The sequence below is a fragment of the Moraxella cuniculi DSM 21768 genome (assembly GCF_900156515.1).
In the GTDB taxonomy this organism is placed as follows: domain Bacteria; phylum Pseudomonadota; class Gammaproteobacteria; order Pseudomonadales; family Moraxellaceae; genus Moraxella; species Moraxella cuniculi.
Genome location: NZ_FTNU01000018.1, coordinates 22,426 through 46,778 on the forward strand (window position 1 = coordinate 22,426; position 24,353 = coordinate 46,778).

Annotated in this window: 18 protein-coding genes; 11 read left to right on the forward strand and 7 right to left on the reverse strand. The window is 43.2% G+C overall.

Features of this window, described 5'->3' with window-relative positions; genetic code table 11:
• The first annotated feature begins 231 nt into the window (after positions 1-231).
• Positions 232-3,072: a valine--tRNA ligase gene (locus tag BW928_RS09330; protein ID WP_076555958.1), complete on the forward strand. Its 2,841-nt coding sequence runs from the start codon at positions 232-234 to the stop codon at positions 3,070-3,072.
• 233 nt (positions 3,073-3,305) lie between these two features.
• Here BW928_RS09330 and dinB read toward each other — a convergent pair whose 3' ends face one another.
• Complete coding sequence (dinB, locus tag BW928_RS09335) at positions 3,306-4,370, reverse strand: DNA polymerase IV (RefSeq protein WP_076555959.1); 1,065 nt, start codon at positions 4,368-4,370, stop codon at positions 3,306-3,308.
• Positions 4,371-4,516: 146 nt separating this feature from the next.
• Here dinB and BW928_RS09340 point away from each other — a divergent pair, with 146 nt between their 5' ends.
• Positions 4,517-4,915 (forward strand): MmcQ/YjbR family DNA-binding protein, encoded by a 399-nt coding sequence (locus BW928_RS09340; protein ID WP_076555960.1) that lies wholly within the window; start codon positions 4,517-4,519, stop codon positions 4,913-4,915.
• Positions 4,916-5,115: 200 nt separating this feature from the next.
• Here the strand turns inward: BW928_RS09340 and metG are convergent, their stop codons facing one another.
• The gene (metG, locus tag BW928_RS09345; RefSeq protein WP_076555961.1) at positions 5,116-7,164 is read right to left on the reverse strand and encodes a methionine--tRNA ligase; all 2,049 of its coding nucleotides are present in this window, start codon (positions 7,162-7,164) and stop codon (positions 5,116-5,118) included.
• 255 nt (positions 7,165-7,419) lie between these two features.
• Between metG and cysS the strand changes: the two genes are divergently transcribed.
• Entirely contained in the window at positions 7,420-8,826 is a 1,407-nt protein-coding gene (gene cysS, locus BW928_RS09350) for a cysteine--tRNA ligase (protein ID WP_446030802.1), read from the forward strand.
• A gap of 209 nt (positions 8,827-9,035) precedes the next feature.
• On the opposite strand, the gene BW928_RS09355 is transcribed toward cysS, so the two are convergent.
• From BW928_RS09355 to BW928_RS09365, 3 genes are all read right to left on the reverse strand, one after another.
• On the reverse strand, positions 9,036-10,337 hold the full coding sequence (locus tag BW928_RS09355; RefSeq protein WP_076555963.1) for a homoserine dehydrogenase: 1,302 nt from the start codon (positions 10,335-10,337) through the stop codon (positions 9,036-9,038).
• A gap of 401 nt (positions 10,338-10,738) precedes the next feature.
• A complete protein-coding gene (locus BW928_RS09360; RefSeq protein WP_076555974.1) occupies positions 10,739-11,530 on the reverse strand; it encodes a DsbC family protein in 792 nt (263 codons plus the stop codon).
• A gap of 87 nt (positions 11,531-11,617) precedes the next feature.
• Complete coding sequence (locus tag BW928_RS09365; RefSeq protein WP_076555964.1) at positions 11,618-12,187, reverse strand: hypothetical protein; 570 nt, start codon at positions 12,185-12,187, stop codon at positions 11,618-11,620.
• 252 nt (positions 12,188-12,439) lie between these two features.
• On the opposite strand from BW928_RS09365, the gene guaB reads away from it, so the two are divergent.
• Positions 12,440-13,912, forward strand: coding sequence for an IMP dehydrogenase (gene guaB, locus BW928_RS09370; protein WP_076555975.1), 1,473 nt, complete (start codon positions 12,440-12,442; stop codon positions 13,910-13,912).
• A 362-nt stretch (positions 13,913-14,274) separates the two neighbouring features.
• Positions 14,275-16,365, forward strand: coding sequence for a TonB-dependent receptor domain-containing protein (locus BW928_RS09375; protein WP_076555965.1), 2,091 nt, complete (start codon positions 14,275-14,277; stop codon positions 16,363-16,365).
• A gap of 572 nt (positions 16,366-16,937) precedes the next feature.
• Here BW928_RS09375 and lspA read toward each other — a convergent pair.
• Both lspA and ileS read right to left on the reverse strand, forming a co-directional pair.
• Positions 16,938-17,459: a signal peptidase II gene (lspA, locus tag BW928_RS09385; RefSeq protein ID WP_076555967.1), complete on the reverse strand. Its 522-nt coding sequence runs from the start codon at positions 17,457-17,459 to the stop codon at positions 16,938-16,940.
• Positions 17,452-20,766 (reverse strand): isoleucine--tRNA ligase, N-acetyltransferase domain-containing, encoded by a 3,315-nt coding sequence (gene ileS, locus BW928_RS09390; protein WP_076555968.1) that lies wholly within the window; start codon positions 20,764-20,766, stop codon positions 17,452-17,454. Before ileS ends, lspA begins: the two co-directional genes overlap by 8 nt.
• 123 nt (positions 20,767-20,889) lie before the next feature.
• On the opposite strand from ileS, the gene BW928_RS11975 reads away from it, so the two are divergent.
• The 6 genes from BW928_RS11975 to BW928_RS09415 all read left to right on the forward strand — a co-directional run bounded on the left by BW928_RS11975 (position 20,890) and on the right by BW928_RS09415 (position 24,244).
• Positions 20,890-21,723 (forward strand): VENN motif pre-toxin domain-containing protein, encoded by an 834-nt coding sequence (locus BW928_RS11975; protein ID WP_227516587.1) that lies wholly within the window; start codon positions 20,890-20,892, stop codon positions 21,721-21,723.
• Positions 21,724-21,841: 118 nt separating this feature from the next.
• Complete coding sequence (locus tag BW928_RS09400) at positions 21,842-22,177, forward strand: hypothetical protein (RefSeq protein WP_227516588.1); 336 nt, start codon at positions 21,842-21,844, stop codon at positions 22,175-22,177.
• Positions 22,178-22,332: 155 nt separating this feature from the next.
• Positions 22,333-22,491, forward strand: coding sequence for a hypothetical protein (locus BW928_RS11690; RefSeq protein WP_158078452.1), 159 nt, complete (start codon positions 22,333-22,335; stop codon positions 22,489-22,491).
• Positions 22,492-22,740: 249 nt separating this feature from the next.
• Complete coding sequence (locus BW928_RS09405; protein ID WP_076555969.1) at positions 22,741-23,262, forward strand: ankyrin repeat domain-containing protein; 522 nt, start codon at positions 22,741-22,743, stop codon at positions 23,260-23,262.
• 176 nt (positions 23,263-23,438) lie between these two features.
• On the forward strand, positions 23,439-23,750 hold the full coding sequence (locus BW928_RS09410; protein WP_076555970.1) for a hypothetical protein: 312 nt from the start codon (positions 23,439-23,441) through the stop codon (positions 23,748-23,750).
• Positions 23,747-24,244 carry a hypothetical protein gene (locus BW928_RS09415; RefSeq protein WP_076555971.1) on the forward strand — a complete coding sequence of 166 codons (498 nt, stop codon included), beginning with the start codon at positions 23,747-23,749 and terminating at the stop codon, positions 24,242-24,244. The genes BW928_RS09410 and BW928_RS09415 overlap by 4 nt, the downstream gene beginning before the upstream one ends.
• The last annotated feature ends 109 nt before the right edge of the window (positions 24,245-24,353 follow it).

Here is a 24,353-nt window from a genome sequence, read left to right on the forward strand (position 1 = left end):
TGTCGGCAAAGGTCTTTTGCGGAGCGTTGTGCATTTATCATTAAGCGAAGGCTTTGTTATAATTTGCTGTGATTTATGCAGTTTTATTCAATGAAAAATTGACAGCGTTTCAGATGGTTGCTATAGTTGTTGTTTTGCTTGGCTGATTTGTCGGTAGGCTTGATAATGCCAATTTAAACTGATTAAAAACTTATCAGATGAATGCACTTGAAAATTTAAGGTTAAAAATTTATGTCTAGTCAGATGTCTTTGGTCTACAACCCTTCATCTTTTGAAAGCAAATGGTATAAAACTTGGGAGGAGAATGGTTATTTTCGCCCAAGTTTCGACAAACAGCAGTCATTTTCTATCGTGTTGCCACCGCCAAATGTAACAGGCAGTCTGCACATGGGGCATGGCTTTAATAATACCATCATGGACGCTTTGACTCGTTATCATCGCATGAAAGGGTGCAATACGCTTTGGCAGGGCGGTACAGATCATGCTGGTATCGCAACCCAAATGGTGGTTGAGCGTCAGCTGGGGCTACAGGGCATTTCTCGCCATGACTTGGGACGAGAAAAATTCCTAGAAAAAGTTTGGCAATGGAAAGAGCAATCAGGCAGCACGATGACCAATCAGATTCGCAGGCTTGGCTCAAGCATTGACTGGTCGCGTGAACGCTTTACGATGGACGAGGATTTGTCGCAAGTTGTCAAAGAGGTTTTTGTGCGTCTACACGAACAGGGACTGATTTATCGTGGCAAACGCTTGGTAAACTGGGACATTAAGCTACAGACTGCCATCAGTGATTTGGAAGTAGAAAACCGTGATGAAAAAGGCTTTATGTATCATGTTCGCTATCCTTTTGTGGCAGGACAAACAGATGCCAATGGGCTAAGCCTTGATGGTAAATATATGCACATTGCCACTACTCGTCCAGAGACCATTTTGGCAGACGGCTGTTTGGCGGTACACCCTGATGATGAACGCTATACGGCTGTCGTGGGCAAGATGGTGCATGTGCCGCTTACCGATCGTGTGATTCCTGTGCTTGCAGATGAATATCCTGATCCAGAGTTTGGCACAGGCTGTGTGAAGATTACCCCTGCACATGATTTTAATGATTATGAAGTTGGTCAGCGTCATGATATTGAAATCATTAATCTGATGAATCTTGATGGTACGATGAACAACAATGCACCAGCTGCCTATCGTGGGCTGGATCGTTTTGATGCTCGCACCAAGATTATTGAGGATTTGACAACACATGAATTTTTGGAAAAAATTGAGCCGCATGAGTTAAAACGCCCTTATGGCGACAGATCTGGCGTGGTGATTGAGCCGCTATTGACCGATCAATGGTATGTAAAAATCGCACCGCTTGCCAAAACTGCCATCGAAGCGGTGCAAGATGGACGCATTAAATTTGTACCAGAGCAGTACACCAATATGTACATGGCATGGATGCGTGATATTCAAGACTGGTGCATTAGCCGTCAGCTGTGGTGGGGGCATCGCATTCCTGCGTGGTATGATGAGGTGGGTAATGTCTATGTCGGTCGCGATGAAAAGGAAGTCCGCCAAAAATATCAGTTGGGCGATGTGGCGTTACGCCAAGATGAAGATGTGCTTGATACTTGGTTTAGCTCTGCATTGTGGACTTTTTCAACGCTGGGCTGGACGGGCACCGATGCTGATTTTGACAATGAAATTTTGCAAAATTTCCACCCAACCAGCGTGCTGGTAACAGGTTTTGATATTATTTTCTTTTGGGTAGCTCGCATGATTATGATGACCATGCACTTTGTCAAAGACAAAGATGGCACACCACAAGTACCATTTAAGACCGTCTATGTGCATGGTTTGGTGCGTGATGCTGAAGGTCAAAAAATGAGCAAATCCAAAGGCAATGTGCTAGATCCGCTGGATTTGATTGATGGTATTGACCTTGAGAGTTTGGTTGCCAAACGCACCACAGGGCTGATGAATCCCAAAGATGCCAGCAAGATCGAAAAAGCAACTCGCAAAGAATTTGCCGAAGGGATTGCAGCCTTTGGCACAGATGCGGTGCGATTTACCTTTTGTGCATTGGCAAATACGGGGCGTGATATTAGATTTGACCTAAAACGCGTTGAAGGCTACCGTAATTTTTGTAATAAGATTTGGAATGCGACACGCTTTGTGCTGATGAATGTTGAGGGTAAAACCATTGCCAAAGAGGCTCGTGCTGATTTGTGGGAATTGCCTGAGCGATGGATTGTCAGCCGACTACAAAAATGCGAACAGGCGGTGAATTTGGCATTTGACACCTATCGCTTGGATTTGGCAGCACAGGCGATTTATGACTTTATTTGGAATGAGTATTGTGATTGGTATTTGGAATTAACCAAGCCTGTGCTGGCTGATGAGCAAGTATCCGAGGAGAGAAAGGCAGAGGTTCGCCGTGTGTTGCTGTCCGTGCTGGAGGTGGCATTGCGATTGGCTCACCCATTGATGCCGTTTATCACGGAGGAGATTTGGCAGGTGATTGCACCAATGATTGACCGAGGTGGCAAGAGCATCATGCTAAGCCAGTTCCCTGTGGCTGATGAGCAAAAAATCAGCGAACAGGCTGAGTCAGACATGGCATGGTTGCAGGGTCTGATTGGTGCGGTGCGAAATATCCGTGGCGAGATGAAGTTGGGTAATGGTGTCAAACTCCCCGTTCTGCTACAAAATATCAACCAAAATGAGCATGATACCATTGTCCGTATTGAGCCATTATTTAAAGCATTGGCAAAAGTTGAAAGCCTTGATTATCTTGCCTCTGGCGAAAAAGCACCGTTATCATCATCGGCGGTGGTTGGCAGTGCAGTGGTGTTGGTACCGATGAAGGGCTTGATTGATCCTACTGCCGAGCTTGGTCGTCTGCAAAAAGAGCTGGATAAATTAACCAAGCAGCACGACCAAATCGCAGGTAAGCTTGCCAATGAAGGCTTTGTAGCAAAAGCACCGCCTGCGGTGGTGGAGGTAGAAAAAGCCAAACTTGCTGAGTTAATTGGGCAGATTGATAAGGTAAGGGCAAATATGCAAGAGATTGATAATCTATAATGCAGCTCGGCGGACAACTTTGTTCGCCGATTTTTGTTCTTGTTGGTAATATGGGTGGCCATACTGCATAAAAATGCGATGTTCGATATTATAAGATTTATTTTGATTTAAGTTATTAATTTAATTATTTTAAGATTAAAATTTTTAATAAAATTAATGATGTTATTTATTTTAATTATCTTATTGGACATTTAACCAATTTCATTAAACGAAAATACAATAACCAGCCCAGGCTATAGCCCATCGAGCAGTAGCTGGGCGGATTGTTGTTGGCTTTGTAGGTTGGAAAAAGTAACGCCAACAAGACGAATTGGCTGGGTGCGTGGAATTTGCCGAAACAGCTCGCTAAGCCATTTATACGCATCATCGGCGGATTGATAAGGGGACTTTAGCGAGTGGCTGCGAGTGATTTGGCTAAAATCAGCATAACGAACCTTTAAAGTGATGGTGTGGGCTTGTAGATTGCGGTCGGAGAGCCTGCCAAATGCTTGACGAGTTTGCTCTTGTAGTTTGGCAAGCAAGATGTCATCACGATAAATATTCTCACCAAAAGTAATCTCGGTGCCGACAGATTTGCGTACACGCTCGGCTTTGACTTGACGAGTGTCAATGCCATGTGCGATATCATGATAGAATTTGCCCCGTTTGTTGCCAAATAACTGCACCAAAGTCTCAAGCGGTGTCAGTCGTAATTGTCTGCCTGTATGTACGCCGATTGCGTGCAATTTTTCGCTGCTGGCATGACCGATGCCATGAAATTTCTCAATCGGCAGAGAGTCAATCAAGGATTGTGCATGCTCGGGCATGATGACTGTGATGCCATTGGGCTTGTTAAGATCGGAGGCGATTTTTGCAAGCATTTTGGTATGCGAAACGCCTGCTGATGCGGTCAATCCCGTCTGCTGATAAATTTTGGCACGCAGTTCATTGGCAAGGGCGGTTGCCGAACCATACGCCTGCCAGACCTCACTGACATCAAGATACGCCTCGTCCAAAGACAGCGGTTCAACCAGTGGCGTGATGGCATACATCAGTGATAAAATCTGCTGGCTGACGGCACGATATGCCTCGAATCTGGGTCGAACAAAAATCGCATCAGGGCAGCGTTTTTTGGCATCACGGCAGCTCATCGCCGAGCGAATGCCAAACTGTCTTGCCTCATAGCTGGCAGCAGCAACCACACCACGCCCATCGGGGTCGCCACCGACAATCAAAGGCTTGCCACGATATTGTGGACAATCCCGCTGTTCGACACTGGCAAAAAATGCGTCCATGTCAATATGAATGATTTTGTGCATGGGTTGTGGTACTATGGCGATTGGTAAATTGATAAAATATCACAGTCATGCACAATGTACAAGATAAATGGTTAATAAAATCATCAGTACGCAGATTTGGCTGTGCTGATTTGGGCATGAACATGGTGCTACGATAGGTATAGTAGATGAATCAGCGTCAAGAAATTTTTGCATATGCACTTACGCAGTATGGTGTATCAGCCGAGTATTTATGGGCAAATTTGCCCGATTATGCCGTGCTTAGACACCCAAGTAGCGGTGGGAAAAAGGGCAAATGGTTTGCCTTGATTGGTCATATTGAATATCATAAATTGGGGGTTGCTAGGCTGGGCAGCAGTGATTTTTTGAATATAAAATGCCGACCTGATATGGCGATGATTTTGCAGCAGCAACAGGGCATATTGCCTGCTTATCACATGAATAAACAGCATTGGCTGACGATACTGCTTGATGGCTCTGTGGCGTTTGATGAGCTGGTGCTGCTGATTGATGGCAGTTATGATTTGACCAAGCCAAAGAAATTATTAAGAAAAACAAAAATATAAATCAATTTTTGACTTATTATCAAGTGGCTACTTGTGTTTTAATGATAATATCGCAGGTTTGATTGAGTTTGCTTTGACAAAAACACCCATCAAGCAGCAAAGCATGATGGGCGGATTGCCAGTGATGGCAGTGCATTTTCTCTTGCACACTTAAGCACGGTCAAATGATGCAAGCAGCCAAAACTGGCAGGCTGGCAATTTTAGGCAAGCGTTGCACCGATGGGCATGGTATCAGGCAGTAGCACAACGCTGAGTTTGCCTTCTTTTTCGGCGGATAAAATCATGCCTTCAGAGATGCCAAATTTCATCTTGCGAGGAGCAAGATTGGTAACACAAATCACCTTTTTACCAACCAGTGTTTCGGGTTCATAAAATTTGGCAATACCGCTAAAGACATTGCGTGGGCTATCCTCACCAATATCCAAAGAAAACTGCAACAGCTTATCAGCTCCCTGAACACGGCTACAGCTTAGCACATGGGCTACTTTCATCTCAACTTTGGCAAAATCATCAATGCCGATGTGGGCTGCGGTCGCTTGGGGTGTTGCTTGTTTGTTGTCATTGCTGGCAGTGGTTGCAGCTAGGCTGTCTTTGGATTCGTCAATCATGGCGTTGATTTTGTCTTTTTCTACACGGCTCATCAAGGGGTTAAATGGATTGATTTGATGGTCAAGCAATAGCTGATGGCGTGTCGCAAATTGCAGTGTCTCAACATTAAGAAAGCGTCGTGCATTTTCTGCCAATTGTGGTAATATCGGTGATAGATAAATCATCAGCTTGTGGAAAATGTTCAGAGCAACGGTGCATACTGCCTGCACTTCATCTGTTTTGCCTTCTTTGTTCAATGCCCATGGTTTGTTGGCATCGATGTATCCGTTGGCCTTGTCGGCACACGCCATAATTAGGCGAGTTGCTCGTGAAAACTCTCTGTCTTGATAGGCTTGGGCAATGTCATCACCACAAGCGATAATCTTCTCAAGCAGTGCAGGCTCTGCTAGGTGCTGAGCGAGTTTGCCAGCGTTATTTTTGTGGATAAATCCTGCCGAGCGTGAAGCGATGTTTACCACTTTGCCCACCAAGTCAGAATTAACCTTTTGCATAAAATCATCAAGATCTAGGTTAATATCCTCAACGCTGGCTGATAATTTGCTGGCAAAATAATAACGCAGATATTCAGGGTTTAGGTGGTTAAGATAAGTCGCCGCTTGGATAAAAGTGCCACGAGATTTGCTCATTTTTTCACCATTTACGGTCAAAAATCCATGAGCATTGATGGCTGTTGGCGTGCGAAACCCTGCACCTTCAAGCATGGCAGGCCAAAACAGTGCGTGAAAATAGACAATGTCTTTGCCGATAAAGTGGTACAGCTCAGTACTGCTGTCTTTTTGCCAATATTCATCAAAATCAAGACCTGTGCGACTGCATAGGTTTTTAAAACTCGCCATGTAGCCAACAGGGGCATCAAGCCAGACATAAAAATATTTATCAGGCTCACCTGCAGGCGTGTTGGGAATTTTAAAGCCAAAATAAGGAGCATCTCGGCTGATATCCCAAGGGGCAAGCCCTGCTTGAAACCATTCGCTAAGTTTGTTGTAGATTGCTGATTGCAATCTGCCTTCTGATTTTGTCCATGATTGCAAAAAAGTGTCAAATTTTGGCAAATCAAAAAAATAATGCTTGGACGATTTTATGACAGGCGTGCTGTCGCTTAGCGTAGAGTAGGGGTTTTTTAGCTCGGTGGCGTTATAAGTGCTTGAGCAAACCTCGCAGTTGTCGCCGTATTGGTCTTTTGCCCCGCATTCTGGGCATTCACCTTTGACAAAGCGATCTGCCAAAAATAACCCTTTTTTGGTGTCGAATAATTGTTCAACATCTTTGGTAAAAATATAACCTGCGGCTTCAAGTTTGGTATAAATTTCTTGGCTTAATTGCTCGTTTTCTGGGCTGTGCGTTGAATAATAATTGTCAAAATCAATAAAAAACCCTGCAAAATCTTGCTCATGAGCGGCTTTGACGGTGGCAATTTGCTCCTCTGGGCTTATGCCGTTGGCCTCTGCTTTTAGCATGATGGCGGTGCCATGAGCGTCATCGGCACACACATAAGTAACGGTATGCCCCATGGCTTTCATGGCACGCACCCAGATGTCAGTTTGGATATATTCAACCAAATGTCCCAGATGAATCGGGCCGTTGGCATAAGGCAAGGCACTGGTTACTAAAATCTTGCGGTTGGCGGTGCTGGCAGTCATGGTAAAATCAAACCCTTGTACAAATCATTATTTTAAATAGCTAAACTGCTTATCATACCTGATATCGCGATGAAAATCATCAAAAATCTATGCCTGTGCGGCAATTTTGCAGGCTTTCTGGAGTTTTGTGTGCAGACCTTTTATTTTTTGGCAAAATTTTGATATGATAGTTGCTGATATCGCATTGTTTTGGAAAATAATATGACAGACGCAACCATTTGCAGCACTTCTTTGGCAGCTGCTCAAAATTCGCTTATGCTTTATGATACGCTGACAGCAAGCAAGCGTAGATTTGTGCCGATGCAGGCGGGTCGAGTGGGTATTTATGTGTGTGGCATGACGGTGTATGATTATTGCCACATGGGTCATGCACGAGTGATGGTTGGCTTTGATGTGATTGTACGATGGTTGCGACAGCTGGGTTATAAGGTCAATTATGTGCGTAATATCACCGATATTGATGACAAAATCATCAATCGTGCCAATGAAAATGGCGAAACCATCTCGCAGCTGACCGAAAGATTTATTCAGGCAATGCACGCAGATGAACAAAAACTTGGCTGTGCCTCACCTGATGCCGAGCCAAAAGCCACGCTTCATATCAATGCTATGCAGCAGATGATTCAAACCTTGATTGACAAAAATCTCGCCTATCAAGGTGCAGGTGGTGATGTGTATTACGCAGTGGAGCGTTTTGCTGATTATGGCAAGCTCTCCAAGCGAAAACTGGCACAAATGCAAGCAGGTGCATCAGAGCGAGTTGGGGTAAGTGATGACAAGCAAAATCCTTTTGATTTTGTTTTGTGGAAATCTGCCAAGCCGTCTGAGCCACATTGGGCAAGCCCGTGGGGGGCAGGCCGTCCAGGTTGGCATATTGAATGCAGTGCGATGAGTACCTGCTGCTTGGGTGAAACTTTTGATATTCATGGCGGTGGTCATGATTTGCAGTTTCCTCATCATGAAAATGAAATTGCCCAAAGCGAGGGTGCAACTGGCAAGACCTATGCCAACAATTGGATGCACATGGGTTTTATTAATATCGATGGCGAAAAAATGAGCAAATCTTTGGGTAATTTTTTCACCATTGGCGAAGTTTTGGAAAAATTCCACCCAGAAACGGTGCGTTTTTTCTTGTTATCCAGCCATTATCGCAGCCCTGTGAACTTTTCTGATACCGCCTTAAAAGAAAGCCACACGGCATTAAGCCGCTTGTACCAATCGCTCAAATCTGCCGAAGCCATTGGCAAGGTTGTTATTGACAATGCAGCATGGGCAAGCCAAGCGGGACAGGCTTTTATTGAGGCGATGAATGATGATTTTAACACCGCAAAAGCAACCAGCGTATTGTTTGGCTTGGCGGCAAGTATCAACCGTGCAATTAAGGCGGAACAAACGGCAGAGGCTCTTCATCTTGCTTGCACCCTAAAGACTTTGGCAAGTGTGCTAAATATCGCTCAAGCAACACCGAGTGAATTTTTGCAGGCAAAAATCGGCAACGAAGCAGGGCTAAGCGATGAGCAGATTGAACAAAAAATCACTCAGCGTGCCACTGCCAAATCACAAAAGAATTTTGCCTTGGCGGACAGTATTCGTGATGAGCTAAAGCGGCTGGGGGTTGAGCTGGAGGATAGCCGTGCAGGCACCAGCTGGCGTAGAATTTGATTTGTTGTAAGTTTGGTTATTAAAATTACCAACAAAACACAACACAATGCACAATAAAAGACAAATACCAAAACCAACAGTGCTTTATTCTTTGGCAAAGTGGTTTTGGTATTTTTTATTTATCCATAAATCCAAGCAAGGCTTGATGCTAGGCTTGTTCATTGAATGAAACAAAAAAGATGGTTGTGATAACCATCTTTTTGGGAGCATTAATCCAGACTTTCAAGGCGTATGCGTACCACAGGCTCGGTTACGGCAGCAAGTGCTTCAATTTGAGCGATGGCGGCATTCATTTGCTTTTCGACAACGGGCAGTGTCAAGATGATGATTGGCACAAGCCCTGATTTGTGTGCATCACGCTGCAAGATGGCATCAATATTAATGCCATTATCACTCAAGATACGCGTGGCACTTGCCAACACGCCCAGCTCGTCTTTGACAGTCAGTCGCAGATAATAGCCGCAGGTCATCTCATCGCTGCTTAAAATACGCGTATCTGACAGCTCTTCTGGTATGAATGCCAAATGTGGCACATCGCTTGGGGTGGCTGCTTTGATGACATAAATCAAATCCATCACATCTGCCATCACTGCCGATGCAGTTGCACCAGCACCAGCACCATCGCCATAATACAAAGACTGTCCCAGTGGATGAGCGTCAATCATGACGGCATTTTTTACGCCATTGACATTAGCAAGCAGGGCATCAGCAGGGATTAGGGCAGGGTGAACACGCAGTTCGATGCCTTCATCACGGCGAATGGCAAAACCCAAATGCTTGATGGTGTAGCCAAGATCTTTGGCATAGATGACATCTTGCAGGTTGATTTTGGTAATGCCTTCACAGTACACTTTGTCAAACTGCACAGGGATACCAAAGGCAATTGAGGCAAGTAATGACAGCTTGTGAGCGGCATCAATGCCCTCAACATCAAAAGTAGGGTCAGCTTCGGCATAACCTAGGGCTTGTGCTTCGGCAAGCACTTCATCAAATTTGCGATTTTTTTGTTGCATTTCGCTCATGATAAAATTGCCCGTGCCGTTGATGATGCCAGTCAGCCAGTCAATTTTATTTGCCGCCAAAGCCTCTCGCACAACCTTGATGATAGGAATGCCACCAGCAACTGCTGCCTCATAACGCACTTGCACGCCATGCTCTTCGGCAAGGCGGAAAATCTCGTTGCCGTGCTTGGCAAGCAGGGCTTTGTTGGCGGTAACAATATGTTTTTTGTGGCGAATGGCGTGCGTGATGACTTCATAGGCGATGTCTGTACCGCCAATAACCTCAATGATGATATCCACATCACTTGCTGCGGCAATCGCCATCAAATCATCAGTTTGGCGAATGGTTGGGTCAATATCATCACGCTGACGGCGTGTGCCAGCATAAGTTACCTTGAGATGATGACCGCTTCTACGAGCCAATTCTTTGGCATTGTCCTTAATAAGATTTAGCACGCCTGTACCGACAGTGCCAAGACCCAGCACGGCAAGATTGATGGTGTTTTTCACAAAATGCTCCGTTGTGTCGGAAAGTCTTTAAGATTAATCAGCCCAACAGCAAAAATTTGCCTTGATTGGCATAATCAAATACCGTCATTAACATACCAATAAGCCATCGCGACAAACAAATGATGAGCAGGCACTTTTTCGTCCAGCCAAGAAGGGCTTTGGTGCTTGGGTGCGTTTTGTTTGGTGATGGTTTGTTAAGCTGTGTTTGAAGTTTAAATGCTCTAATCTACCACAACTTTGTGTTTTATGCCAGAGATTTTTTGGGTTTGTTGCCAAATTTTCAGGGTGTGATTAAGTGGTCTGGAATTGCCGTGTCGCTAGGTGCTTTGCTTTTAAATTATTACTGGCAGGACTTGGGCATAAAAGGCAAGGCTGGCGTTTTTAGCCAACCTTGCCAGATGTTAGTTGCTTGTGGCGGCTTTGATAAGCTCACTGGCTGGCAGATAGCCACCAATTTGCCGACCTGATTCGGTAAATATCGCAGGCGTGCCACTGACTCCAAGTTGTAGGCCTAATGATTTGTGGCGTTTGACAGGATTATCGCAAGTGGTGCTGTTGATGGTTTGACCTTGCTTGGCAGCGGTTAGGGCAGCTTTGCGGTCTGTGCTACACCAAATCGATTCAACCAACGGAATATCGCGTTCGGCTCGTGGCCATGCCAAATAGCGTACCTCAATACCACCTGCGGTAATTTGCTCAATTTCTTTGTGAAGTTTTTGGCAATATGAGCAAGTTGGGTCGGTGAAAACATAAACAGCAGCTTGTTTTTTGCCTTTGGCAGGGTAGATAATCATCTCACTGCTGTCAATGCTTGCCAAGGATTGTTTGGCAATATTGGCAATGGCATCAGCACCGATATCTTGGATATCAGGCTGACCTAATTTGACGATTTGCCCTTGAATCAGATAGCTGCCTGTCTTGTCGGTAAACATGGCGGGTGCATCATCAAAATTTACCCAAAAAATATCAGGCATGGCGGTGGCATAGGCGGCAATGGGCTTAATACCAACCTCGGATTTTACAAGGTTGTTTTGTAGGGCTGCGACCACTTCACTGTTGCTTTGCTGCTCGGTGGTTGGGGTGCTTTGGGTGGCTGCGGTGGCTTTTGTGGCACTTTGGGCGGTATTTTGACCACAGGCGGTCAGCAGTATGGTGGCGATGAGTATTGTTAAGCGTGATTTGATGGTTGTCATGTCATCTCTCAATAAAATAGCTAAAGTTGGGTGATGGGTATGATTATTATGCCAAAAATCATCATTTTGTGCAAAATTAGCCAAAATTTAGCAGCCAATATTTAAAGATAAATGAACTCTTCCATTGCGTTGCTCAAAACTTGCCAAAGGTTGATTTTCACCCAGACATCCATCTTCTTCTTCGTTTTTAAACTTGATTGTCTTTTGTAAGTTTAGGTATTGTTGTTTGCTCATTGGTTTAAATGTTGCATAAAATCCAACATAGTCGCATTCGTCACAACCAAGATAATAGCTAAAACTTTGCAAAGGTAGTCCATACAGCGTGGCATTTTTTAAAGGATATACAGCCATCAGATAGGTATCATCTTTATTATAATACACTTTAGCTGGTAGCATATCATTGCGATAAGCTATGCTGATATTGTTAAATTTACCTGTCCTTGCCATCTTGCTAAGTTTATAAATAGGCTGAGTATCTGGATTTTGATTCTTGGTATTGGTGATTTGCTCAAAGGTATTTTTCATAATACTATCAAGTAATTTGCCATCATCGCCTTTCTTGCCTTGCTCAAGATAACTAAATGCAGCTGTCCAATCTGCTGCATAAAGATTATTGGTCAGACCAATGCCAATTATAAACAAAATACAACTCTTCATTTATGATCTCCATTATCTTGGTATATTTTTAAGGTTTGATGATTTCAAAATTAAAACAATCGTCTGATTTTTGATATACTTAACGACCAACATTGGGATTTTATCATTGATATAAAGGAGAATGAAGAAAATTTTGCAAAAAATCACCATTTTATGATACAATACGGCGTTATTTTACAGCTGTCTTTTGTAATTATTTTGCCGATTGGCGGTAAATTGATTATGATTTGGCACTTATATAGGAAAATAACCATGCTACGCATTGCCTACGACGCCTTGACTTTTGATGATGTCTTGCTGTTGCCTGCCTATTCTGAAATCCTACCCAAGCAAACCAATTTGACCACACGCCTAACCACGGATATTCAGCTAAATTTGCCGATTATCTCAGCGGCGATGGATACAGTTACCGAATCAAAAATGGCAATCACGATGGCACAGCTTGGTGGTATGGGGATTATCCATAAAAACATGGACATTGCTCATCAGGCACGCCGTGTTCGCCATGTTAAAAAGTTCGAGGCTGGTACAGTGGCAGACCCCATTACGGTTACACCTGATGTCAGCGTTGGCGAGCTGCTTGCCCTGACTCGTGAGCATAAAATCAGCGGTGTGCCTGTGGTGGAAGCTGGCACAAATAAAGTGGTGGGCATTGTTACCCATCGCGATTTGCGATTTGAGACCAATTTGGATCAGCCAGTTGCCAATGTCATGACCCCAAAAGACAAGCTGGTTACGGTCAAAGAGGGCGAAACCCAAGAACGCATTAAAGAATTATTACACAAGCATCGCATCGAAAAAGTTGTGGTGATTGATGATGAATATCGCCTAAAAGGCTTGATTACTGTCAATGATTTTGCCAAAGCCGAAAACAATCCCAATGCTGCCAAAGACAGTCAGGGACGCTTGCGTGTCGGTGCGGCTGTGGGGACAGGGGCGGATACTGAAGCTCGTGTTGAGGCATTGCTTGAGGCTCAGGTTGATGTCATCATCGTTGATACCGCACACGGACACTCAAAAGGGGTGATTGACCGTGTTGCATGGATTAAGAAAAACTACCCCAATACCCAAGTCATCGGTGGTAATATCGCAACAGGTGATGCAGCATTGGCATTGATGGATGCAGGAGCAAATGCTGTTAAGGTTGGTATCGGACCGGGTTCTATTTGTACAACTCGTATTATCGCAGGCATTGGCGTGCCACAAATCAGTGCCATTGATAATGTAGCCACTGCATTAAAAGACCGCATTCCACTGATTGCCGATGGCGGTATCCGCTTTAGTGGCGATATGGCAAAAGCCATCGCTGCAGGTGCATCTTGTATCATGGTGGGCAGTTTGTTGGCTGGTACCGAAGAGGCACCAGGCGAGGTTGAGCTATTCCAAGGCCGTTACTACAAAGCATATCGTGGCATGGGTAGTCTGGGGGCGATGAGCGGACAAAATGGCTCATCAGATCGCTATTTTCAGGATGCCAAAGACGGTGTTGAAAAGCTCGTGCCAGAAGGTATTGAGGGTCGTGTACCATACAAAGGCCCTGTGTCGGGCATTATTGGGCAGTTGGCAGGTGGCTTGCGTTCAAGCATGGGCTATACAGGCTGTGCAACCATTGAGCAGATGCGTAAAAATACCACTTTTGTCAAAGTTACCTCAGCAGGCATGAAAGAATCCCATGTTCATGATGTGCAGATTACCAAAGAAGCACCGAACTATCGCCAAAACTAAGCCTGTCAATCCAAAAAGCCAAATCATTGCATTTGGCTTTTTTTGTGCCTTTGGTTTGCCCTATGGGATTTTGGCGTTGATTTATTCATAATATTTATCGGCAGGACAGTCATGCTTGCATGAACTGAACGGTTGTTGTATTTACCATATTACAAATACAAGTCATTTGCATTTATTTTATTAAATAGTACAAATTATCATTTACAAACAAAAAATATTCTGCTAGAATTCTTGCTTGTACCTTACCAGCTTGTTGTGTTGATTGTATTATTGTATAATTTCTTGCCATAATATCGCTGGTGTTGGGTAATTGTTGCTATAACCAAAAAACTAAGTTTTGTCCAAAAATCATTGGAGAATTTATGAAAAAATTGCAATTATTGCCGTTGAGCGTTGCTGTTGCTACCGTTTGCTATGGCACTGCTTTTGCAGCAACCAAAACAACTCCCCCTGCAACTGCTAATGTCGTGTTGGCAACCGATTATGTTACTGCCGACAGACAAGGCGCTAAAGTAAAAACCAATGTTGTAACCACAGCACAAAAGAACGAAAGCACCGAGACGGATTTGCGTGGCTTACTGAACCAAGAGCCAGCCATTGAGTTTGCAGGTGGTAATGGCACATCGCAATATGTTGCCATTCGTGGTATGGGTCAAAACTCTATCGATATCAAGGTGGATAATGGCTACAGCGATGCACAAGTACTATATCATCAAAGCAGATTTATCCTAGATCCAAGTTTGGTAAAAATTGTCAGTGTCCAAAAAGGGGCAGGTTCGGCATCGGCAGGTATTGGTGCAACCAATGGGGCAATCATCGCAAAAACACTGGATGCTGCTGATTTATTAAAGGGCAGTGATAAAAATTATGGTGTAAAGCTCAATGCAGGCTATGCCAGCAATGGTAAAACTGCCAGCTACGGCGTAACCGCTTTTGGTAAGGCGGACAATTTTGATTTGTTATTATCTGCCAATCGTGCCGATGATGACGAAAATTATAAAGCAGGTAAGGATTACAAAAACCCTGTTGATGGCTCATCTGTCATCACCTACAGTGCGTTGGACAAGCAAGCATTTTTGGCAAAAGCAGGTCTGAACTTGGGCAATCATCGCTTGGTATTAAGCCAAACTCGTGAGATTACCAAAGGTATGCGTACGGTGCGTGAGGAATTTCCTGCCTTTGGGGGTACAGATACTCGCCAAAGTCCAAGCTATCGTGAGATGAGCAAAGACCAGACAAACCTTGAATGGACAACCAAAAACCTAGGTTTTGCTGATATTACTGCCAATGCTTATTTGATTAAAAATGAACGCTATTCGGCAGATGACAGTGGCTGTGGCTATTGCGGCAACATTCAAGGCCCAACCACGACAACCATCACCACAAAAGGTGCGAACATTAACTTTGACAGTCAGGTTGGTGAATCAACTTTGGTAAAATACGGGGTGAATTACCGCTATCAAGAAGCACAACCACCATTTTATGCCAAAGCCACAGACCTTGTTAGAGGTCGTCCACTTGGTGCCGATGTTCGAAATGCCGAAAAAACGGACACAGGTGCTTACTTTGAGGCAATCAGTGATGTCGGTCCAGTTACTGTAACTGCAGGCGTGCGTTATGACCACTTCACCTACAAGGCAATGGACGGCAAAACCGTATCTGATGGGGCAATTAACCCAAGCCTTGGTCTGATTTGGCAAGCGACACCATCGCTTAGCTTAAATGCCAACCACAACTACGCTACTCGTAGCCCACGCCTATATGATGCGGTGATGTCGCATGGCAGACGCGGTATTATTTCAATCGCTGATGGCACCAAGGCAGAGCGAGCACGCAATACCGAAGTTGGCTTTAACCTAAATCATACTTTTGCCAATGAAGGTAAATTGACGCTTGATGGTAGCTATTTCTGGCAAAAAATTGACGATGCGGTAGTAAATCCACAAAACCGCCATGATGCCGTCCCGACCTATCGTTATATCGCCAATGTTGGCTATATCACCAATCAGGGCTATGAAGTGGGTGTTGGTTATCGCCAAGGTGGATTGACAGCTCGTGTTAGTGTCTCTGATAACAATCCAAAATTCCGCGGTCTACCAGAAACCACGGGCGATCTAAATCCAGATTTTGCCTTTAATATCGGTCGCACAGTAACCAGTTCTTTGTCTTACCGCTTTAAAAATCCAAACCTAGAAGTAGGTGTGCGTAACCGTGATGTAACCACCACTGTGGGTGCGGTTAATGATAACTCGGTTGCTAACCCAATTCGCCCAAGTTATAACAAAACTGACCTATTTGCCAACTGGAAGCCTTATGGTACAGACAAGCTGAATGTTAATTTTGCAATTAATAATGTGGCTGATAAATACTACCTGCCACATTCACAGCGTGCCAATTCTGGCGTACCTGCACAAGGGCGTGATTATCGTGTCGGTGTGAATTTTACTTTCTAAGCAGTCAATCACTGCTTTCTCCACGAACACCCAAGATGACAAACTTGGGTGTTTTTTTGACCATAAATGCAGCATATAACAATAGGGCTGGCTTATCAGAGGCATTGTCTGAATAATCATACGCTTACAATGGGAAGGTTTGGCTTGTTAAACTTTCAGCCAGAATTTGTATTTTGCTTGCAATATATATTTTATTATTACAAAATAATGATGGTCTGTTTTGTGTTGGATATTTTATAGTTATTTATCTTGCTGGGCAAAAATCAATAAGGCAGAATACACGCCTGTGGCAGGCAGCCTTGCTGAATATACACAGTGTTGGTGCGATTGATATTTTTGCGTATCGGAGTTTGCTTGGGTTAATTGGTCAAATTGCACAATTGAGCAGTTGTGGCTTGGGGTGTATGGCTTTGACAAAGTCAAGTGTGGCAGGACTACGGTTGATTTGTTGGTACGATATTTGCTGGGCTTTGGTGATTTGGGTTTTGCTTGTTGATGTTATGCGGTAGGGCAACTCGTTGTGTTTTGGTCGGCAGGAATACCGCCAAAACACAACAAGCATTGGCGTGGATTTAGCCAGTTGGTAGGCGTTTTTTTTCCAAAAACAGCATGTCATAAATCACCAAAGCCATACCAACACAAATCCCAATATCGGCGGTATTAAAAATGGGATAATTCCATACATTGGCATAATGTACATGCATAAAATCAATAACATAGCCATGTACCGCCCGATCAATCACATTGCCCAAAGCACCGCCCAGCACGCCAGCCAAACCAAGGCTTAGTACTTTGGCGGTTTTTGGGATTTGGCGTAAATAGATGACGATATAAGCAGTTACCACAATGCCCAAAATGATAAAAAACCATTTTTGCCAACCGCCAGCGTCTGCCAAAAAGCTAAAAGCAGCACCGTAGTTATAAGCCAAAGTCCAATTCAGCACAGGCTCGATGACACTGATGCTCTCGCCCAGTGCCAATTTGTTGTCAAAATAATGCTTGATGAATTGGTCAAATGCCAGCACCAATAAACCAATACCATAATAAATAAAGGCGGTATTGCCATTTGGTGCAAGTGGGTGCGTCTTAGGCATAATTTCTTACCTCGCCTGTGTGTAAATTGGTAATGCAGCGACCACAAAGCTCGGGGTGGTTGCTGTCTGTGCCAACATCGGTACGAATGTGCCAACAACGCACGCACTTGCTACCATTTGCAGCTAGGATGGTGATTTGTGGCGTGTCGCTGATAGCAACGGTGGCATCGGAGGTGATGAATACAAAACGCAACTCATCGGCAAGTTTTGCCAGAGTTTCGGCGGTTTGTTTGTTGGTGTTGATAATGGCTTGGGCGGTTAGGTTGCTGCTGACGATTTTGTCGCTGCGAGCTTGTTCGATGGCTTTATTGACCATTTCTTTCATTTGCAAAATGCCGTCCCAGTCCACCACGCTGATATCTGCCATCTGTGGTGTGGGTAGCTGATACCAAGTTTGGGTAAAGATATAGCCATCTGTATTTTTTAGCACCTGCCAAGCCTCTTGAGCGGTAAAGGATAAAATCGGTGCAATCCAGCGAAGCAGGGCGTGTGCAATATGATACAGTGTTGTCTGTGCCGAGCGGCGAGGCAGACCGCAGGCTTTGGTGGTGTAGGTGCGGTCTTTGATGATGTCTAAATAAAACCCACCCAAATCCTGCGAACAAAATGCCATCACTGCTTGACAAACTTGGTGAAAATCCATGTTGTCATAAGCGGCAATGATGTTTTTTTGTACCGCATGGGTACGGTGCAGGATATATCTGTCAAGACTGATGAGCGTATCGTCTGCAACCATATCTGTGGCAGGGTTGAAGTCATCGGTGTTGGCAAGTAAGAAACGAATGGTATTGCGAATGCGGCGATACATATCGCTAACACGGTCAAAGCCTTCTTTTGAAACTGCCATCTCGTAGCGATAATCGGATGATGCCACCCATAGACGCACAATGTCAATGCCGTATTTGTCAGCAAGTTCAGCAGGCTCAAAGCCTTTGGTGTTGCCTTTGGATTTGGACAGTTTATAGCCCTTAGCATCAACAGTAAAGCCATGTGTCAGCACTTGCTTAAATGGCGGACGCTTATAAATCGCCTCAGAGACCAGTAGTGATGACTGGAACCAGCCACGGTGCTGATCTGAACCTTCTAAATACAGGTCGGCAGGATTGGCAAGAACCTCACGACTGCCCAATACGGCAAAATTGGTCGCTCCAGAATCAAACCACACATCAAGCGTATCTGTGCATTTTTGATATTCTTTGGCATCATCACCGATAAAATGTTCGTTCGGTGTATCAAACCATGCTTCAATGCCGCCATTTTCGATAGCTTGGGCGACTTTTTCGAGCAACTGCTCGGTATCGGGGTGTAGTTCTTGGGTGTCTTTGTGCATGAAAAATGCAATTGGCACGCCCCAAGTGCGTTGGCGACTGATGCACCAATCAGGGCGAGTGCCCATCATGGATTCGATGCGGTTTTGACCCCATGCAGGTGTCCAAACAACCTTGTCAATATCGGTCAGTGCTTGTTGCTTAAGCCCTTGCTTTTCCATGCTGATGAACCATTGGGCGGTCGCACGAAAGATAATCGGTGTCTTGTGTCGCCAGCAATGTGGATAGCTGTGCGTGATTTTATTATGCTTTAACAGATGTCCAGAAGCTTGTAGGGTATTGATGATTTGTGGCTGTGCTTTGTAGATATGCTCACCAACAAAGACCGTTGCTTCGGGCAGATACACGCCATTGCCACCGACTGGATTTTCGGTGGGTAGGTTGTACTGGCGTCCAACATTATAATCGTCCACCCCGTGTGCAGGAGCGGTATGCACAAGCCCTGTACCACTGTCTGCAGTAACATGATCGCCTGTAATCAGTGGTACTTGACGGCTATCAATTAATGGGTGCTGTGCTGTTAGGGCGGTCAGTGCCTCACCTTTGATGGTTGTGATGCTGTGATAATCAACCAAGCCCACCTCTTTGGCAAAGGTTTCTACCAAATCAGCCGCCACAATAAAACTGGCTTGGCGAGTGATTGGCTTTGGATTTGCAATGGTATAATGCCACATTTTGCCAAATTTATTTTCTACATCTTGCTGATAAATACCGCCGATGTTTTTGATGGCTTTGGCAGAGCGTTCATTGCCTTCATGAATGTAGAAATCAACGGTGTTTCGATAGCTAAAGGCGTAGTTTAGCAATGCTTGTTTGATTTCGCCATTTGCCCCCGTCCCCCAGTAGTCGGCGGTGATAAATGTAAAGCCAATGGCAATGCTGTCATTGTTTGGCTGGTCATCATAAAAACGGGTCGTGCCAATGATTTCGTTGGTTTTTTTGTCAATGATGGCAAAGGCTCGATCTTTGAGTGCTTGTTCAAAAAATGGATCAAACACCTCTGGCAGATGACGCTTGGTTGGCGTCAATGCCCAGATTTCAGGATTGCTTGCCTGTTTTTGTAGCTGGGCTTTATCATTTTTGGTCAATCGTCTTAATAAAAAATTCTCGCTGCTGATTTCATTAGGGATAATAAAATCTGTTGTTTTTCTGCCTTGAATGATGGCATAATCAAGCTCGCTATGAGCTGAGATGGCTTGGTTGGCAGGCAGCGTCCAAGGGGTTGTTGTCCAAATTACCGCTTGTAGTACACCGTCAATATTAGCAGTTGCGGTCAGTTGCTCGCGGTTGGTGATATCAAAGCCAACATAAATCGCATCGGATTGCTTATCTTCGTATTCAACTTCCGCTTCAGCAAGGGCAGATCCACAGTCTAGGCACCAATTGACAGGTTTTAGCCCACGCACGATATGTCCATTGGCATAGATGCGAGCTAGGGCACGCACCGTGTCAGCTTCTTGCTGAAAATTCATTGTCAGGTATGGGTTTTGCCACTCTGCCAGCACACCAAGTCGCTTAAAATCAGCCATCTGCAACTCAACTTGGCTTTTGGCATAGGCTCGGCACGCCCCTCGAAACTCGGTGGCATTGACAATTTCGCCGTTTTTGCTTTTGTCTTTATGGGGCTGACCAACTTTGCCGATAATGCCTTCAACTTTTTGTTCAATGGGCAGGCCATGACAGTCCCAACCCGGTACATAGGGTGCATCATAGCCATCAAGAGTCTTATATTTTATGATAATATCTTTTAAGACTTTATTAACAACATGACCTAGGTGAATCTGACCATTGGCATAAGGAGGGCCGTCGTGCAAGATGTATTTTTTGGCACCTTGTCGAGCCTTACGAATCTGACCATAGACATCGTCTTTTTGCCACTGTTCCAGCCAAATCGGCTCACGCTTGGCAAGATCGCCCCGCATGGCAAAGGCAGTATCAGCAAGGTTTAGGGTGTTTTTGTAGTCAATCGGCTCGCTCATTGTTAGCTCACAAAATTTGATAAAAATTGACTAATTATACTGCAAAAGCAAGATTTTATAAAGACCAAATTGTGCCGATGTTGATAGCTGATTGACCAATATAAGCATGGGTGGTTGGTTTTTGTGGGTGTCAATGATACTGGTATCATCAATAACAGCATGCATAAAATCTCTGCTGGTTTAACAGGCTGTGTAGCAGCCAAAGCTAAAAACGAGACTTGCAAGGCAGGTGCTTTGGGTGCTATGATAGGTGAGATGGTAGGCGATTGGATGACAAATCGTTATCCAGCAGTCATGATTGATGGTAAAACTGCCTACATCTTATCAGATCAAGACAAACAAAAAATCATCAACACCGCCAAACTCCTGTCAGCATCAGCTGCCTTATTATACGAGTTTGATGTAAATACAGCTTCAGCAAGTGCTGAAGAGGCGGTTAGGTGGAATGCTATTTATATCAATAAAGGTAAAGTGCCCGAAGCGGATCAGAATAAAGCAAATGAGATGGCTCGGCATATTAGTAGTGACAGAAATGCTGGATGGAAATTTCTAAGAAGTAAAAGGCAGGCTGATCTCTTATATCAACTAAATACTAATGAAAATTTGGAAATACAAGTTGATGTTAATGATCTGGGTGAGCTGAAAATAACTGGAAGTTCGTGGGAATCTAAACCTGATGGTCGACAGGTAATTGTTGTCAGACCAACTACTTATAATGTATGGGCGGTTACAGGAAGTCTGACATTGGTCAGAAGAACCAATGGAACCTATGGCGTGTTTAATGACACCTATAATTTTGAAATGCATAACTCAGGCATTCTGGCAGTCCCTAGAAATATTGAAACAGTTATAGGCTCTCCACGATGCACAGCAACGAGTGGATGTACATCATATAACATTAAATTCAATGGTAATTTTGATGCAAATAAAATAAAAAATCTTAGGGATTTCCAATGAGAAAATATGTAGTATTTTTTATATTTTTTCTGTTAATGTGCACAACTATTATTTATTTATATAAACAAATCTTTTTTTAAGAGAGATTCGGCTTAATGGTGATTATTATGCTATTGAGATGGATAATGCATTTTTTGAGTATCTGTCGCTGAAAAATAAAACAGTTGGAGCAATCATAAACCGCACAGAGTATAACAACACTCATTTTATAATTTATACTGAAGGAAAAATATGCGATAGCTCACAAGGTGGTATATTTGAATATTTTCCAAATAATATTATGTATGCTATTTTGGACAATGCTGGAAATCTACTGGTATTTAATAATATAGATGACTATCACTCTTACATATCCTTAAAAAATCTAAATATTGCAAATTTACATATTAATATCAAGGATTTATTTAAAATAAAACAAGCAAATAAATTAGCAAGAGATTCTGGCTGTCTTTAGTAAATTAAACATGGCAAAACAGCAAAAGACAGCTCCAAAATCCAAACTGCTATTCTGCATTAAATTTGTTATCCAACAAGGTAAATTATTATGCCAAGCCAAGAAATTCACCCGACATTCTTTGATTAAGTCTCAGATGAAGCAATTGGAAGAAGATGGAAAATGAATTGGTTTGTCATCTTAAAGCAGGAAAATCTGTTTCTATTAGGATTGAGATAAGTTATCCAAATGATAAAACAGTGCAACCAAATCAATTTAAGGTTGTTCCAATAATTGATGGTCGTATATTAAATCCTTACGAATTCAACCAGTGAGCAAAACTATGAATATAACCTGTGAAAACCAAGCTTATGAGGCAATTTCAGAAGCTCTTGTTGTTTATATACAAACGACTCATGGGAACAGTGCTCTGTAAAAATTGAGATTTACGACTTGATGATAAGAGCGTACGAAAAACTCATTAAAGATGGTGAGATTATTGATGAATATCGAGAATTCCTTTTGAATTTAGCATACCACGATGAATGCTGCTTTCTTTTTAAACGAAAACAAGGTATCAAATAATGACTTATGATATGAGCGGTGTGGAAATTTTAGAAGCTTTATGCGAGGGAAATCTTGCCCTTGCAGAAGATTTATTAAAACTACATCCACAAAATAACTTATTGGAAATTAATAGCGACAAAAAAACTTGGCTTCATATAACAACAAGCTCATTGGATCCTAACGAGCCTCCTGCAATTACCATTAAATACCTTATCAACCTAGGTATTGATATCAACGCCCAAGACATCTATGGTATGACACCACTGCATTATGCTTTGCGTAGTGGCAATGCAGAAGCTGCTATTGAATTATTGAATGCAGGGGCTGATCCTAATATTCCTAATATTGATAATGTCATACCATTGGCAATGATTGGTAGAATGCCAAAGCGACTGGATGTACTAAAACTCATGCTTGAAAAAGGCGGTAATGTCCATTTTTATAATGGACATTATGAAGTGTTGCAGTCTTTGGAATTATTTCGGAGTGATGAAGAGGATTTTATGCCAGTGATTGAGATGATGAGACAGTATGCCTAGAGCTATTAATATAACCCAAGGCTTAGTAACACTCTAAGCCAACAACAGTCTTAAAAAACTATTGATGCGTGATATTTCTTTAGAATCATTTGCTTTTTGGCGAATAAGTTGCCATACATCAGGATCGATTAAATCCAGCTGTTGCTAAAATTGATCTAAATCTTAACTTAAAAGAAATGGCAAGATCTATTAGCTCATCTGATGGCAAAATAACACGCCCTGTCGGATTTTCTGCTTCTATCAATTTTGGTAGTGTGATTGGCGGGGAAAAAGATGCTACAGCAATTGATGAAGTCATCAAAGGCAGTTCCATTGGAGTTCAAGCCTGTCACGGTGTATGCCTTGGTGGCATCAGAACGAAAGGCAAAGAAAATGTTTTAACCTATGGTGTAGGCACAAGCCAAATCAGTATGAGTGGTGGTAATATGGTTCAGCTGTCTGAAGAACGAAAACAACAGCTTTTTACACTATTGGGTATTAAACCATGAAATTTCCCAATAAAGAAAAAATGAACACTACCATTACCATAATCTCTTTTGTTGTTTTGGTATTTTTAGCTTGGCGAGTGTATTCAACAGAGCTTCTTTCTTTTTGTATAGATATGCCGGATTACAAAATAGATCAACCTAAAATAGAGCAGGTAGAACAGCTACTTAAGCCAATCATCAAAAACTTGCCAGAAAAACCTGACCGCATTAATATTTACGATAAGTCAGGTGTAGCGTCTTATCACCTGTATTATTTTAATACAACACCTGAACAAACAAGGCAATTGATAGATAATATTACTGGTCAAACACAATGGCTTTGGCTTAAAGAAGATGAGAGCGGAGTGATTTACTGCTATAATCAGTTTTATTTGGTTATGAAAGAAGGTGGTCAATATGGATTGTCGGATGATATTAAAAGCTATTTATACATTGCAGTAGGCTGGAATTCGTTTAGTGACTGCCGTAAACAGTATTATCAATCCAGTGGATAAAAACCTGTATACAATAAGTATGGATACCAACTCGGCTTACAAAGAATTGAGTGCAACATCAGCGGTAATAATAATATTAACTGCATTTATAAATAAGCAATATTACAGT